The sequence below is a fragment of the Kitasatospora papulosa genome (assembly GCF_000717245.1).
Taxonomy (GTDB): domain Bacteria; phylum Actinomycetota; class Actinomycetes; order Streptomycetales; family Streptomycetaceae; genus Streptomyces; species Streptomyces papulosus.
Genome location: NZ_JNYQ01000012.1, coordinates 238,705 through 252,503 on the forward strand (window position 1 = coordinate 238,705; position 13,799 = coordinate 252,503).

The 13,799-nt window shown below is 69.9% G+C and carries 11 protein-coding genes; 5 read left to right on the forward strand and 6 right to left on the reverse strand.

Features of this window, described 5'->3' with window-relative positions:
• Positions 1 to 11: 11 nt before the first annotated feature.
• Together IA22_RS0126775 and IA22_RS0126780 are read right to left on the reverse strand one after the other, a co-directional pair.
• Positions 12 to 1,415 (reverse strand): aldehyde dehydrogenase family protein, encoded by a 1,404-nt coding sequence (locus IA22_RS0126775; protein ID WP_015580180.1) that lies wholly within the window; start codon positions 1,413 to 1,415, stop codon positions 12 to 14.
• Positions 1,412 to 2,860, reverse strand: a complete 1,449-nt coding sequence (locus IA22_RS0126780) for a B12-binding domain-containing radical SAM protein (protein WP_014152296.1) — start codon at positions 2,858 to 2,860, stop codon at positions 1,412 to 1,414. Before IA22_RS0126780 ends, IA22_RS0126775 begins: the two co-directional genes overlap by 4 nt.
• Before the next feature lie 438 nt (positions 2,861 to 3,298).
• Between IA22_RS0126780 and IA22_RS0126785 the strand changes: the two genes are divergently transcribed.
• Both IA22_RS0126785 and IA22_RS0126790 read left to right on the forward strand, forming a co-directional pair.
• A complete protein-coding gene (locus IA22_RS0126785; RefSeq protein WP_015580182.1) occupies positions 3,299 to 4,078 on the forward strand; it encodes a phytanoyl-CoA dioxygenase family protein in 780 nt (259 codons plus the stop codon).
• Complete coding sequence (locus tag IA22_RS0126790) at positions 4,075 to 4,953, forward strand: enoyl-CoA hydratase/isomerase family protein (protein ID WP_015580183.1); 879 nt, start codon at positions 4,075 to 4,077, stop codon at positions 4,951 to 4,953. The genes IA22_RS0126785 and IA22_RS0126790 overlap by 4 nt, the downstream gene beginning before the upstream one ends.
• Here IA22_RS0126790 and IA22_RS0126795 read toward each other — a convergent pair.
• Positions 4,929 to 5,615, reverse strand: coding sequence for an NUDIX hydrolase (locus tag IA22_RS0126795; protein ID WP_030125095.1), 687 nt, complete (start codon positions 5,613 to 5,615; stop codon positions 4,929 to 4,931). The genes IA22_RS0126790 and IA22_RS0126795 overlap by 25 nt on opposite strands.
• Before the next feature lie 147 nt (positions 5,616 to 5,762).
• On the opposite strand from IA22_RS0126795, the gene IA22_RS0126800 reads away from it, so the two are divergent.
• Positions 5,763 to 6,935, forward strand: a complete 1,173-nt coding sequence (locus IA22_RS0126800; RefSeq protein ID WP_030125096.1) for a P1 family peptidase — start codon at positions 5,763 to 5,765, stop codon at positions 6,933 to 6,935.
• Here IA22_RS0126800 and IA22_RS0126805 read toward each other — a convergent pair.
• The gene (locus IA22_RS0126805; RefSeq protein ID WP_030125097.1) at positions 6,928 to 7,935 is read right to left on the reverse strand and encodes an MBL fold metallo-hydrolase; all 1,008 of its coding nucleotides are present in this window, start codon (positions 7,933 to 7,935) and stop codon (positions 6,928 to 6,930) included. The genes IA22_RS0126800 and IA22_RS0126805 overlap by 8 nt on opposite strands.
• Before the next feature lie 354 nt (positions 7,936 to 8,289).
• Here IA22_RS0126805 and IA22_RS0126810 point away from each other — a divergent pair, with 354 nt between their 5' ends.
• Together IA22_RS0126810 and IA22_RS0126820 are read left to right on the forward strand one after the other, a co-directional pair.
• A complete protein-coding gene (locus IA22_RS0126810; protein WP_030125098.1) occupies positions 8,290 to 9,186 on the forward strand; it encodes an arginase family protein in 897 nt (298 codons plus the stop codon).
• A 943-nt stretch (positions 9,187 to 10,129) separates the two neighbouring features.
• Positions 10,130 to 10,468 (forward strand): hypothetical protein, encoded by a 339-nt coding sequence (locus tag IA22_RS0126820; RefSeq protein ID WP_030125099.1) that lies wholly within the window; start codon positions 10,130 to 10,132, stop codon positions 10,466 to 10,468.
• A gap of 110 nt (positions 10,469 to 10,578) precedes the next feature.
• Here the strand turns inward: IA22_RS0126820 and IA22_RS0126825 are convergent, their stop codons facing one another.
• Both IA22_RS0126825 and IA22_RS0126830 read right to left on the reverse strand, forming a co-directional pair.
• Positions 10,579 to 12,279, reverse strand: a complete 1,701-nt coding sequence (locus IA22_RS0126825) for a hypothetical protein (RefSeq protein WP_030125100.1) — start codon at positions 12,277 to 12,279, stop codon at positions 10,579 to 10,581.
• A gap of 50 nt (positions 12,280 to 12,329) precedes the next feature.
• A complete protein-coding gene (locus IA22_RS0126830) occupies positions 12,330 to 13,151 on the reverse strand; it encodes an SAM-dependent methyltransferase (RefSeq protein ID WP_030125101.1) in 822 nt (273 codons plus the stop codon).
• Positions 13,152 to 13,799: the final 648 nt, after the last annotated feature.

Genomic DNA, 13,799 nt, shown 5'->3' on the forward strand with positions numbered 1-13,799 from the left:
GTGCGGGCGGGTCACGCGAGGGCGCCCGGGATGACGGCCTTCTTCTTGAACAGGAAGTCGGCGAGATGGCCCTCGTGCGGGTCGCACGGGTGGTAACCGCGGTCGAACTGGTCACCGGCGAAGACCTTGTCGACGCCCGGTTCCTCGGCGAGCGCCCGCACCAGCCCGTCGGCCTCGCCGACCACGGACACGATCAGGGACCCGGCGCACGCCGCCACCGCCTTCGACCGGGGCACGTGCGCCACCGCGGTGAAGGGGAAGGGGAGCTCCGTGCCGAACAGCGGCGATCCCGGATCCACCAGCAGCACCGTGGGCCTCAGGAACGCCTGGCCGTCGAGTTCCACCCGCAGGGGCACACCGGTCGCGGCCGCGGTGACGTCCACCGCGCCGGCGGCGACCTCCCTCTCGATCCGCAAGGCGAGCGAATCCCGCGCCGCCCGGTCCGGGAACGCGGGCACCGCCGCCCGGGGGTCGTCCAGCGGCAGGACCGGACGCGCCGCGAACTCGTGGGCCAGCGCCTCGGCAGCCTCCCTCGGATCGCCCAGCACGACGAGGGAGCTCATGTTGACGCAGAGCCTGCCGCAGCCCGCGAACGCCTCGCGGGCCAGCCGAGGCCAGGCGTCGTCCGGGAGCCGGTCACCGATCACCGCCCGACTGCGGCCGAAGTGGTACGTCTTCACCTTCCCGGCCGGCAGGTCGGCGGGCACGTCCTCGCCCGGCCACAGCACCTGGTCGGCCAGCCTGCGCAGCGCGGGCGCGTCCCCGTGCACCACGGACACACCGTGCTCGGGCAGCCCCGCCGCGTACAGCTCCTCGGTGAGGACGACCGGTGTGAAGGGGTCGGCCGCCGCGGTGCTCAGCAGCACCGGACGACGCGTGGCCAGCGCCTGGAGCCACTCGATGTTGATGGTCGGGAAATTGCCCGGCTGACGCACCAGCACCGACCGGCCGGCAGGACGCCAGCTCCATCCCAGGCCGCTGCCGCCCGTCCGGTAGGCCGAGACCGTGCCGTCGGGGGCCTGCGCGGCCAGGATCTCCTCCATACGGGCGAGGTCCTGAGCGGCCGTGCGCAGACCGCGGGCGGCACGTCGGCGCGGCAGGCCGCTCACCGCGGACAGCGCACGCAGCCACACGTCGAGGTCCCCGTTGTCCAGCTTGGTGGTGACACGGTCGGCGGCGCGGCGCAGCAGCCCGAACCAGTCCGCGTCGTCGATGCCGCGCAGACGACGGGCGGCTCGCCCGGCCTCCTCGGCCATCCGGAACTGCGTCAGACGTCCGGTGGAGCCGAGCCGCGCCAACGGCCGGCCCTCACCGTCGCGGACGACGTCAGGACGGTGCGACATGACCGCCCGCGCACCGTCGTAGGCCGGGACGTCCAGGACCTCCGTGCCCAGGGCCGCCGTCGGCGCACTCACTGGACCTCCGGAACCAGCGCCGCCGGCTCCTTCGTCTGCGGTGCGCCACCGTCGAGCAGCCCGAGCCGGGTCTGTACGGTGCTCAGGTCGGCCAGGTACGCGATGCGCTTGTACTTGCCGTCGCGACGCGTCGGGGTCATGTCGTCGTACAGCTTCCACAGTTCGTCGATGGACGCGGCGTCGCTGGAGGTCACCGGGATGTGGCCGGTGAAGCAGTCGCTGTCGTCGGTCTCCAGGGTGAAGTCGACCCGCTTGGCCATGTCCTTCTCCACCTCGTGGTGGAAGGGCACGAAGAAGCACGGCGAGACGATGTCGTGCCGGTTGTCACCGAGCCGTGACTGCAGCCAGGTGATGGTCGAGCGCATCGCCTCGTCGGTCTCGCCCGGGATGCCCAGGATCAGGGTGGCCTGCACGCCGATCCCCGCCTTGCTGAGCGAGCTCAGCGCGCGTTCGGTCACGTCGACCTTGACCGGCCGGCCGAGCCGCTTGAGCAGCGACCAGTCGAGGGTCTCGACACCGACCAGCAGCCGGAAGCAGCCGGAGTCGCGCAGCATACGCGCCATGTCGTCGTCGATGAGGTCCGGACGGGCCTTGGCCTCCCACTCGAACTTGCCCTGCAGACCGGACTTCTCGATGCTCCGGCACAGCTCCTGCATGCGCGGGACGTCCTCGACGAAGTCGTCGTCCTCGATGCGGATCCGGTCGAACCCATGGACCTCGACGAGCTCGCGGATCTCCTCGATCACCCGGTCCGCGCTGTGCCGGCGCTGGCCGACTCCCCACTGGTGCTTGGAGTAGCAGTAGGCGCAGGCGTACGAACAGCCGCGGCTGGTGACGAGGTTGCCGGACCTGCCCCGGGAGATCTGGTTGTAGAGCTGCATGTCCGCCAGGTCCCTGGCCGGCTTGGGCAGCTTGTCGAGACGCATCACCTGCGGCGCGGCCGGTGTCTCGACCACCGTGCCGTCGTCGTCGCGGAACACGATGCCGCGGACCTTGCGCAGGTTCTTGCGGCCGTTGTTGCCGTACTCGTGGACCAGATGGGAGAAGGTGACCTCACCCTCACCCTTGACCACCACGTCCGCGGATCCGTCCTCGACGAGCTTGCGTGCCAGCGGGGTGGCGCCGACACCGCCGTAGACGACGAGCGCGTTCGGATGATGGCGACGGCTCTCGGCACCGAGTTTGATGCCGTTCTTCAGGCTGGAGGTGAGGACCTGGATGCCGACGATGTCCGGGTGATGGCCGCGGAGGAACTCGTTGGGTGTGGCCAACGGCCTCTGCAGGACGAACAACTGGTCGTCGATGAACCGGACGTCGGTGCCCTTGGTGTCGTGGAAGGTGCCTTCCCGGAGTGTCGCGGCCAGGGAGAGCAGCCCGAGTTGCGGTGCGGAGATCGATTCCCCGGAGTACGACGACCGGCGAGCGTTCACGAGTAGAACCTGCATGCGTGTCTGGCCTCCTGCGCGTGGACAGTCCCGGGGGCACCGACCGACTGCCCGCACAGCCTGTGCACCCGGCTCCGTGGGTGGCGAACATGGTGATGCCGTGCCTGCCGCCTGCGAGGAGGCGGGAGCGGTTCCCGGAACGGCTCGCATGGACGGGGGGTCACATGGGGCTTTGCAAGCCGCAGTACAGGGGACAACGCACCTCGGAGCCGCGTCCAATGCCAATCGCGGGTCACCGGAACCCGCCGACGGCATGAGTGGCCCCGGCCGGAGGGAGCCATGCCGTGGGCGCATCACCGCGATGACGTCTCGGCCTATGGGCCGGTGACCGGGCCTGTGGCAGCATCGTGCGATGTCCCGCGGAAGCCCTCCGGGCCGGCCAGGCCGGTCCACCCGGTACCCCGTGACTGCCCGGCCCTCATCTGCCCGAGGAGTGTCATGACTGCTTCCCCTTCGTCCTCCGGCGCGGTGGAGCCGGCGACCACGACGGACCCGGCGGCGGACGAGCGCGAGGTCTTCCGGCGCGACGGAGTGGTCCGCTGGGACCACGTGCTGACGCCCGGACAGGTGGCGGACCTCCGGGTGAGCGTGGAGCGGGCCTTCTTCGACGACGGCCGGCCCGCGGAAGGGGTACGCGACCTGTCGGAGCGCAGGGGCAGACCGCTCGACCTTGCTCTGCTGCAGAAGGTGAACCTGTGGCGGTCCGACGAGGCGTGCGAGGCCCAGGTCCGCAGGACCGATTTGTACCGGCGGGTGGAGGCACTGCTCGGCGGACCGGTGCGCCTGTTCCGCGACCACTCCTTCTACAAGCCGGCCGGCAAGGGCGAACGCAGCCGTCTCGTCCTGCACCAGGACAACCGCTACTGGCACCTCAGCCCGCCCGAGGCGGTCACGGTGTGGATGGCGCTGGACGACGCCACACCGGAGAACGGCTGCGTCCAGTACGTACTCGGCAGCCACCGGTGGGGCCGGGTGGAACACACCCGCCCGGAGGAGGGCGCGGTCCTGGTGGAGGCGCGCAGCGAGCGGGAACCCGTGGAGTACCCGGTGCCCGCGGGCAGCGCGCTGGTCCACCACGCCAACACCCTGCACGGCTCCGGGCCGAACCTCACCGACGGACCACGTCGCGCCTACGCCCTCGTCTTCGTCCGGGCGGACGTGTCCGCGCGCGGTGAAGCGATGACCGGGGTCCCGCTCGCGGCGGACCTCGCCCGGTGACGGCCGAGGGGCCAGAACCGGCGTACGAGACGATTCTGCTGCGCCGCGCCGACGGGATCGCCTGGGTCACCCTCAACCGGCCCGAGCGGCTCAACGCCACCACCGAGCAGATGCACCACGAACTGCTGGACGCCTTCGCCCGCGTCGCCGACGACGGTTCGAGTCGTGTGCTCGTGCTCACCGGTGCCGGCGACAGGGCCTTCTGCATAGGCAGCGACCTCGGTTTCCTCACCGAGGTCCTGGACGGCGAGGAGCCCGATTCCGATCTGTTCGCCGCCTACCTGGAACGGCTGAACGGGGTCGTCTTCGCCCTGGAGCGCATGCCGGTCCCGACGATCGCCATGGTTCAGGCCAAGGCGCGCGCCAGCGGCTTCGAGATGGTGGTGGCCTGCGACTTCGTACTGATCGCCGAAGAGGCCCGGATCGGCGACGTACACACCCCGTACGGTCACATGCCGGGAGCCGGGGCCACCCATCGCACCGTCAGGAAGATGGGTCTGCAGCCCGCGATGGAACTGCTGATGACCGGCCGGTGGATGTCGGCCGCCGAGGCCGTCGAGAAGAAACTGGCGCTGCGCGCGGTGCCGCGGGACAGGCTCCGTGAGGAGACCACCGTCTTCGCCCGCACCCTCGCCGACATCCCGGGCGACAGCCTCCGGCACCTGAAGGCTGCGGTGATGGGGGGTCTCGGCCGGACCGTCGAGGAGGCCGTGGCGACGGAGACGTCCGAGTACCTCGCCCTGCTGCGCTCGTCCTCGGGGCCGGTCGACGGCTTTCGCGCGGGTCAGCGGGAACGGGCACTCCGACGGGCCGGCCCCGCCTCCGGCGATGTGACCGCCACCGGCCCGGCTCAGGGGGGCGGGCCGCCTCCGTAGCGGCGCCGGACGTCGGGCAGGTCCTCGATCCGGTCGGTGTCCCAGGGCCGTTCCCAGCCGCCGAGCCGAAGCAGCCAGGCGGTGAGGGCGGCGGTGAGACCCCACACGAACACGTTCCTGACCAGGAACGCGGGGCTGAGATGCCCGTCCGGAAGCCGCACCAACAGCCGCGCCGCGGGATCGGAGAGCTCCGTGAGGGGAACACGGTGGACGGACACGATCTCCTCGCCGTCCCCGGCTATCTCCGAGCCCGACCCCCACCAGCCGAGCACGGGAACGACGGAGAAACCGCTGTGGGCGAGGTGCAGCGGGAACACCGTGCCGGCGATCCGGACCTCCGACGGGTCCAGTCCCGTCTCCTCCCACGTCTCGCGCAGCGCGGTGCGTATGTGGTCGGCGTCAGCGGGAGCGGAGGAGCCACCGGGGAAGCACACCTGGTCCGGGTAGTTCCTCAGAGATCCGGAACGTCGCAGGAAGAGCAGGTCCGGGCCCCGGGCGCCGGTGCCGAAGAGCACCAGGACGGCGGAGCCCAGCGCACCTGCGGGTGCGGGGCCCGCGTACCGTGCCAGCTCCGGCGGGACCTCGCCCTCCGTTCTTCGGACCATGCCGGTCAGCCAGGGCGGCAGGCCGTCGTCCGGTGCGTTGGTCCCGTCGTCAGTCACGGACGACAAGCGTAGGGAACACCGGGCCCGGCCGGGGAGGTTCTGCGGGAACCGGCATCCCCGTCCGGCCCGACCGGAGGATCATGTGCACGGGACGGCGGCGCGAACCGGCGCCGTCGAGGCAGGCGAGAGAACTGGGGACAGCGGATGAGCGGGATGCGGACACCCGGACCGGCACCGCGCGTCGGACCGCGCAACGCGTTGACGGACGTGGCCGGGATCCGGGTCGGGCACGCCACGCGCACCGGGGACGGCTGGCTGACCGGTGTCACCGCGGTCCTCGCCCCGGAGGACGGAATGGTCGCGGCGGTCGACGTGCGCGGCGGCGGGCCGGGAACCCGGGAGACCGACGCCCTGGACCCGCGCAACCTGGTGTCCCGGATCGACGCCGTGGTGCTGACCGGAGGCAGCGCCTTCGGCCTCGACGCGGCGTCCGGCGTGGCCGCCTGGCTGGAGGAGCGGGGCCGGGGTTTCCGCGTGGGTGCCGGCCCGGCCCAGGTGGTGCCGGTCGTGCCCGCCGCAGCCCTTTTCGACCTGGGGCGGGGAGGTGTCTGGACGGCCAGGCCGGGGGCGGAGCTGGGACGGGAGGCCGTCGACAGGGCGGCCGCCGGTGATGAGGGCGCGGCCGTCCCCCAGGGATGCGTGGGGGCCGGCACGGGCGCGGTGGCCGGTGGCATGAAAGGCGGTCTCGGCACCGCGAGCATCGTCCTTCCGTCCGGAGCGACCGTCGCGGCCCTCGCCGCCGTGAACGCCTCCGGCTCGCTCGTGGACCCGGCCACCGGCGCACTCCACGGAGCCTGGACGGAGGTGGGTGACGAATTCCGGGCCTGCGGGCTGCACGCCCCGGTCCCGGAAACCGCCGTGCACACCCGGGCGGCGGAACGTCTGGCGGCCGCGCGTACGGAGAGCCGACGGCGGCAGGCCGACGAGGTACGGCAGCTGAACACGACCCTGGTCGTCGTGGCGACCGACGCCGCCCTCACCCGGCCTCAGGCACAGAAACTGGCGGGCACCGCGCACGACGGCCTGGCCCGCACGATCCGGCCGGTGCACCTGCTGACCGACGGCGACACCGTGTTCGCACTGTCGACCGGCCGGCTGCCTCTGGCCGGCGCGGACGGGGACGGGGACCGTACCGGCTGGGGGGCCCACACCGAGGTCACGGCGGCCAACGAGATCCTCGCGGCGGGTGCCGACGTGGTCTCCCGGGCCGTGGTGCACGCGGCGCTCGCCGCCCGGACCACGGACACTCCCGGCGGCGTCTTCCCTTCCTACCTGGACCTGTACGGCACGCCGGGGGACGGCACCTCCCTCAGGTGAGTGCTGCGACCAGGTCCATGGCCTCGAGGTGACGTGGCGCCACCACACGGGAGCCGGGACCGGCCGCCGACTCCAGGTCACGTACGGACGACTCGGAGACGGAGGCCCTCAGCGGGCCCGCCGGGCCCGTCAGCGGTGTGACCATGTCGTCGTGGTGACACGGAATCAGCATCCGCGGGTTCCCGACGGCCGAGAGGAGCCGCCCGGGGTAGCGGTGCACCGCCGTGGTCGTCGTCATCGGGACCGCCGCCACGTCCGGGCGGATCCCGGTGATCTCCCGCTCGGCGAAGTTGCTCGCCCCCATGAGCAGGATCGAGGGCCCGCCCTCGACGGACACCTGGTAGGCCAGGGTGTTGCCCTCGACGAGTTCACCCAGAACCGAAGGCGGGGGTGGTGGGACGAGCCGGTGGCCGGGAGCGAAGTAGCCGTAGTCGGGACGCCGGCTGTGCAGGCTGCGGAACACCTCGACCGTGTACCCGTCGAACTGCAGGTGTTCCCCGCCCCCGACCACGACGGCGTCCGCGAGACGCCGCCGCGGGGTGCCCATGGCGGCGAGCAGGTTGGACACCGTGGTGTCACACAGCACCCGGACGCGTGACTGCTGCCACTCAGGCCGGGCCAGGAGCTGCGGGACGTCGGCCACATGGTCGAAGTGCCCGTGGCTCACCAGGATCAGTTCCGGGGCACCGGTGAGATGCCGTGACGCGACCGCCTCGACCGCCTCGGGGTCGAGGCGCAGAGGGATGCCGTGCTCCGTGACGCCCTGCGCATCCGTGAAGGGCATGCGGCTCAGGTAGGGATCGAACAGGATGCTGCGCCTGTGGCGCCCTCGGTGGATCACGATCTCCCACCCGCTGACGCCGAGCCAGCGCAACCGCACCCCCACGGAGAAGGGTCCGCGCCGACGGCCCGCGGGCGGCGGTGCGGACGGGACCGCACCGGTGACGGCGGCACTCGGCCCCGTCACCGATTCGACGAGGGTCGTGCGCCTGTCCGACATGGTCTCCCCACGGTTCCGGTTACTAGGAGTGCTGGAGACATTACCTTCCGGCATCATGGTGATTCCGGTGACCCGGGGGCGTGTTGCAAGGCTCGAACGTGTGGAAGGGGCGAGGTCACTGCGAGGTCTTCCCGCCCTCACGACGTGCTGCCGTTCGCGCTGTCACGGCTCTGCGGGTGCGCGGGTGCGCGGGTGCGCGGGTGCGGGGGTATGCGGGTATGCGGGTGTGTGGGGACTCGGGGAGCGCGGGGAGAGCGCCCCGATGCACAGTGACCGAAGGCCGCCTCGACCGCCCCCGGGCGGTCGGTCCGCCCGTTGCCGACAGATCGCCGAGCCCGGAGGAGCTGTCCGACCGTGGAGCGCATCCCCTCGCCAGCGCGTTCCTGCGCGCGGACCCTCACCTTCATGCGGCTGCCGCTCGACCTGGACCCGACGGCCCGTGACCTCGTCGTTCTCGGTGTGCCGTACGACGAGTCGGGCTGGTTCCCCGGGAATCGACTGGGGCCGGGCGCCGTCCGCAGCGCTTCGGCCGTCGCGCACGTTCCCGGTGCGGACCGTGGCCCGGGTACCTTCGATCTTGTCGACTGCGTGGACGGCGGCGACTTGGATCTGACGCCGTGGATCTCCGGTGCGGCCCCCGAGGTCCCGTACAAGCGTCTGTCCCACCTCCTCGCGGGCAACGCCGCCGTGCTGCTCCTCGGCGGTAGCCGGTCGCTGACCCTGGCGGCGCTGCGCGCGGTGGCCGAGATCCACGGTCCTGTCGCCCTTCTCCACCTGGCCGCGGATCCCGCAGGTGCGCACCCCCAAGGCGATTTCCTGGACCAGGCGATCGACGAATGCCTCGTCGACCCTGCGGCGGTGGTCCGGATCGGCCTGCGGGGCGCCGGTGACTCCGGCCATGCCCAGGGCGGACTGATGCTCGACGTCGGTCGGTTCGGCCGACTCGGTGTCCGGGGTGCCGCGGACGTCGTCCGGCACCGGATCGCACGCCGGCCCGTCTACGTGTCGGTGGCGGTCGACGTCGCCGACCCGGCCTTCGCCCCCGGTACCGGTATCCGGGTGCCGGGCGGGCTCACCTCGCGGGAGCTTCTCGGGTTCCTGCGGTGCGTGGGAGACCTGTGCCCGGTCGGATTCGAGGTGACGGGAATGTCACCACCCCAGGACCGGTCCGGGATCACCACCGCACTGGCTTCGGAGATCGGCGGCGAACTGATCCACCAGTACGCCCGGGCGCAGCGCATCCTGATGTGAGAGAGGTGCGCGGTCCTCCTCGGGGCCGTTCGGGTTCGTCGATCGGCAGGCTCGTGACCCACCGGGCCTGCCTGGACGCATCAAGGACCGGAGAACGGGAGTGACGCCCGCCCCCTCGTGCGGGAACTCCACGACCGTGTTCCGCGGATTCTCGAACCACCTGAAGGGCGGTCAGTGATGAATCCAGCAGTGTTCTTCTCGCACCGGTACCACCCATCGGCTGATCTGATGTCAGTGGTGCCCGGTAGTCTGTTTAGTGGACAGGTTCCGATGGGGGAGTTGCAGGTCCGGAGGAACACCTGCGGCCTGCTCCGGAGAGCAAATCCTTGCTGGACGAATAAGCCTGACTGGGTGTAAGATAAGAAGTGAAGTAAGAGAAGTCGCGTCTGCTCGTCGAGCACGATGAGACCTAATTCAATGCACGCGCATGCCCTGCCGGAGGCCCGACCCCCTCCGGCTTCATTATGCCCATTTCCAGACACTCTCTGTAATCAAAGGATGCCTATGGACACCAGTAGTAACAACACGTCACCTCGAAGCCCTCGACCGGAGCCGCAGGATGGAGGCCGGCGGCGGTGGTGCGAACGTCGAGCGGTTCGCCGGACGGTGAAGGCCTTCAAGGTCCTCTATGCATTCCTCAATGCCGTGAGGCTCCTGGACTTCGCGGCGGAGTTCTTCGGTATCTTCTGACGGTGTGACACCCGCTGTGATGCCCTGCGTGATGCGCAAGGGCATTTTTTATTGCCTGAAGTGATTCAGGGATAATCGAATTCTCGCTTCCTGTCATTTTTTTCTACGAAACGCCGAACGGCGGGGGAGGGGTGTGGTGGCGGCACGTCTGCGCTGCGGTCACACCGATGCCCAGCTCGTCGTCGGCCGGCTTCTGTGCTGCGAGTCGGCGACGGGCCGTTCGGAGGGATGAATTCCGAGCTATCGTCAAGACATGCCTGAACGTGCCGGCAAGCAGTCCTCCGCCAGAGAGAGTGCCGTCACCTCAGGGTGTGTCCTGCTACTCGTGCTGGTGGCCGACGTGGCGGCCGCGCTGTTGGTCGTCATCCTGCTCGCCGCCCGGGGGCTGGACCGGATGGATGCCGGCTCGGGGATGACGGCGACCGGCGTACCACCCCTGGACTGGACGCCGGTGGTGGGCTTCGGTGCTCTGGCCCTGGCGGTCGGCGTAACTGCCCTCGTGCTGCTACGGATCGGGCATCGTGTCGTCGGGGCGGTACAGCTGACGCTCTGCGGTCTCCTGACACTCCACACGCTGGGGTCCTGGCCCTGACCCGGATGCACCGAGCAGCTGTTGCCGTAGCGTGTGACAGAGCCGTCGCCGACCCTGTCGGAATCGGCAGGAGCGGGAGCGCCGTGCCGGGCGCCGTGGTGCCCGGATGATCACGCCTGTTCCTCCTGCGGGGTGGCCAGGCTCGCCTCGATGGCCTCCTCGTTCGACATCCCACCCCGTGTCAGGTCGCGCGAGCGCCAAGGATCCTCTTCGCTCGTCCAGGTGCGGTTGATCGTCTTCTGCAGTCGGGACAGGTAGGCCTCGCCGTCACGTTCGTACTGCCGTACCTCGGCGGCCTCCAGGCGGATGAGCCTCGACCCGTCGACGGCGCTGTACCAGCAGCGGGCGTTCATGAAGAGTTGCTCGCCCACCGCGAACAGGATCCAGGAGCTGCCGTCGGTTGCGACTTGTTCAGGGCGCTGTGCTTCCTGTGCGATCCGGTCCGCGTCTCCCCATTGCTCCACGGGCGGGACCGGCTCCGGGGTCCGGCGACGGATGTCGTTGAGCGAGGCGTACCCGAATGTCGGGTCTGCGTCGCGGTGCAGAGCGAAGGCCATGTGCCGGCGGCAGATCGTGCATTCCAGGTGGGCGGCGACGTGCTCCATCAGTCCGGAGTCGTGCAGGGTGAGCATGTCCTGCAGCGCCACCCATCTGTGCGCCTGGCGGAGGCGGCCGGCGGCGACGCCGTGGCGCAACGCTGTGATCGTCGAGCCCACATCGACGCCCCCGGACGCCGAGGCTCTTCTGACCAGCATGCCCGCGCAGCAGGGACACCGCTCGTCGGAGGGATCGGTCCTGGCGTACGTGTCCTCCGCCGTCAGCTGGATGAGCTTCAGATGGTTCGGTGCGTCCTTCTTCGCCCACGTGTCGTAGAAGACCTTCACGAACCCGCCCCCGACGGAGTGGGTCGTGCTCGGGCCCGTCCGTCCGACGACCGGCTTGCCCAGTGCGTCCTCGACCTGGCTTCTCGAAGCGTCCTGTCGCAAACCGGGGATCAGGGTGTTCAGCCCTGTGAAGCCGTGCTGCGCCGCCTCGGTGGGCTGGACGTGGAAGAAGATCGCCTTCACGGCCCCGTCCCGGACCATGATCTCGCCGCCGGATCCGAACGTCAGGTACCGGTCGTGGTGCGCGGGCGCGCCCACCTGGAACTCGCTGATCACCGGGTTCGATCCGAACAGTTCGACGACATGTTGGACGACGCCGTCGCGCTCGGCCATCAGGAGAGCGTCGTTGTACGGCTCGAAGATCTTCCGCACGGCGATCTCCCGGTCTGCTGCCGCACGGTGGGTCTCCTGCGCACGCCGGGCGCGTTCCGCCTTACTCATGATCAACGGCTCGACGCCGAACCACAGCCGCTTCTCGAACGCCTCGCGATCCGAGGAACGGGTCAGTTCGGTCTTGGACAGCAAGGCGAGTGAATCCCGAAGGCCGCCCAGGAAACGCTTGTTCATCCTGGTCAGGTAGTGCTCGACCTCGGAGTCGGTGCCACCGAGGATCGTGTCGATCACCTGTTGGCATGTCGCCGGTGGTCGCGCGGGGGCGGCGTCGGCGTGAAAGACGGCGAGTTCACCGAAGAGCACGGCGAAGACGGCCCACCGCCGAAGGGCACTGCGCTCCGCGACGGCTATGTGGTGTGCGGTCACCACAAAACGGAAATCGTCGTGCCTTCCCTCCCGGGCGACCGACACATGCAGCGTCCCGCGCCCGTCCTTGCCGACGTCGATGAACGGCTCGTCCTCACCCGGGTCGGGCAGCAGCCAGAGCCGCCGTGCACCCTCGCCCTGCCCCTTCGGGGCCCGCCTCCTGCTCATGCCATCCCCTTGTGCCTGTCACACTCGCACTGATCCCTGCCGCCCCTTGCCTAGCGCTTGAGGGCGACCGCACCAGCGATGCATCGCTGGGCTGCGTTGAGCCGCTCCGGTCCGGGTCCCTCCGGCAGCCAGTCGACGCATCGGACCAGGCCTGGCGCGATGAGTTCCAGGCCGTTGAACAACTTCCTGATCTCCGCCGCGGTGGAGAAGGTGCCACTGCCCATCATGCTGTGCAGGAAGACCTCCTCCATCTTTCGGGCCGTTGTGCTGTATTCGTCCTCCGGGTCCAGGAAGTGGCTGATCGCCACGTAGGAACCCGGAGGCAGCGCGTCGATGTAGGAGCGCATGATGTCCTGCCGAGGGCGCGCGTGCTCGTCGTTGCAGTGGTGCAGGGTGCCCATGTGCAGCAGCGCGATCGGCGCGTTCCAGTCCAGCCGCGACCGGACGACATCGTTCCGCAGCAAGGTCTCGGGTTCGAAGATGTTCTCGGAGACGATGACAGTGCTCTCGTCCCGGTCCAGCAACGCCCGGCTGTGGGCCAGCACCAGCGGGTCATTGTCCACGTAGACGACCCGCGAGTCCGGGTTGACGCCTTGCACCACGGTGTGGGTGTTCTCCGCGGTCGGGAGGCCGGATCCGCAGTCGAGGAACTGGGTGATCCCCGCGTGCTCGGCCAGGTACCGGCAGGCGCGGATCAGGAAGCGACGGTTCTCCACCGCCAGATCCGCGGCCTCCGGGGCGGTCCTGAGCACTGAGCTGACGACCTCACGGTCCACCTCGTAGTTGTCGGCACCGCCGAGGAACGCGTCGTACACCCTGGCGATGCTGGGCTTCGTCGCATCGACACAGGAGGGAACGGGCCTGTCGGACATCGGACTGGACACTGCGCCTCACAAGCGGTTTCGGTGGAGGAGACGGGCACCGGCGCCGCGCACCACGGCAGTCTCGCCGGGAGCACGAGGACCGGTCGGTCGACGGACCCTGTTCATACGGAGCCCTCAGTGTCGCAGCCGCCTGCACCGTGGGGCACGCGCCACCCGTGCGCCCGAACGCTGGCGGAGAAGCCGTAGCGCGAGCGAGCGGCAACGGATCGCCGACGCCGGGGAGGGCGGGCTCGGGGAGGGAACATCGTCCGACGGGCCCCTGCGTAGGCGCGAGGGAGCCCTGCGGTCTTCGCGCGGGCGCACCGCCCTCCCCCTGCGCGCGCGCCGAGGCGTGTGGAACGGGAAAGGAGCATCGGAATGCGCCGTCCTCAGACGTCGCGATGATCCTACGAATTAATTGCTCGCACAGATGAACTGACCTCGGGAGTGTGGCTGCTTTCGCATTTCCTTCCGGCGTCAATAAAGCCGGGCGGTTTCTGTGGGTCGGGCGTGATTAAAGCCGTGAGATCGGGAGATACATCATCTGGGCTGGCAGGTCAGGGGCGCCAGTTCACGCCACGGCCAAATTTAATCTGGGTCGTGTGTCCGGAATCCGTCGACGCAGGTCAGGGTCGCACTCCGTGCTCCACGGTGCTC

Excerpts from the sequence above, each read along its gene's own strand:
- IA22_RS0126780 (WP_014152296.1), bottom strand. The coding sequence starts at position 2,860 with ATGCAGGTTCTACTCGTGAACGCTCGCCGGTCGTCGTACTCCGGGGAA.
- IA22_RS0126785 (WP_015580182.1), top strand. The coding sequence starts at position 3,299 with ATGACTGCTTCCCCTTCGTCCTCCGGCGCGGTGGAGCCGGCGACCACG.
- IA22_RS0126800 (WP_030125096.1), top strand. The coding sequence starts at position 5,763 with ATGAGCGGGATGCGGACACCCGGACCGGCACCGCGCGTCGGACCGCGC.
- IA22_RS0126805 (WP_030125097.1), bottom strand. The coding sequence starts at position 7,935 with ATGTCGGACAGGCGCACGACCCTCGTCGAATCGGTGACGGGGCCGAGT.
- IA22_RS0126820 (WP_030125099.1), top strand. The coding sequence starts at position 10,130 with ATGCCTGAACGTGCCGGCAAGCAGTCCTCCGCCAGAGAGAGTGCCGTC.
- IA22_RS0126825 (WP_030125100.1), bottom strand. The coding sequence starts at position 12,279 with ATGAGCAGGAGGCGGGCCCCGAAGGGGCAGGGCGAGGGTGCACGGCGG.
- IA22_RS0126830 (WP_030125101.1), bottom strand. The coding sequence starts at position 13,151 with ATGTCCGACAGGCCCGTTCCCTCCTGTGTCGATGCGACGAAGCCCAGC.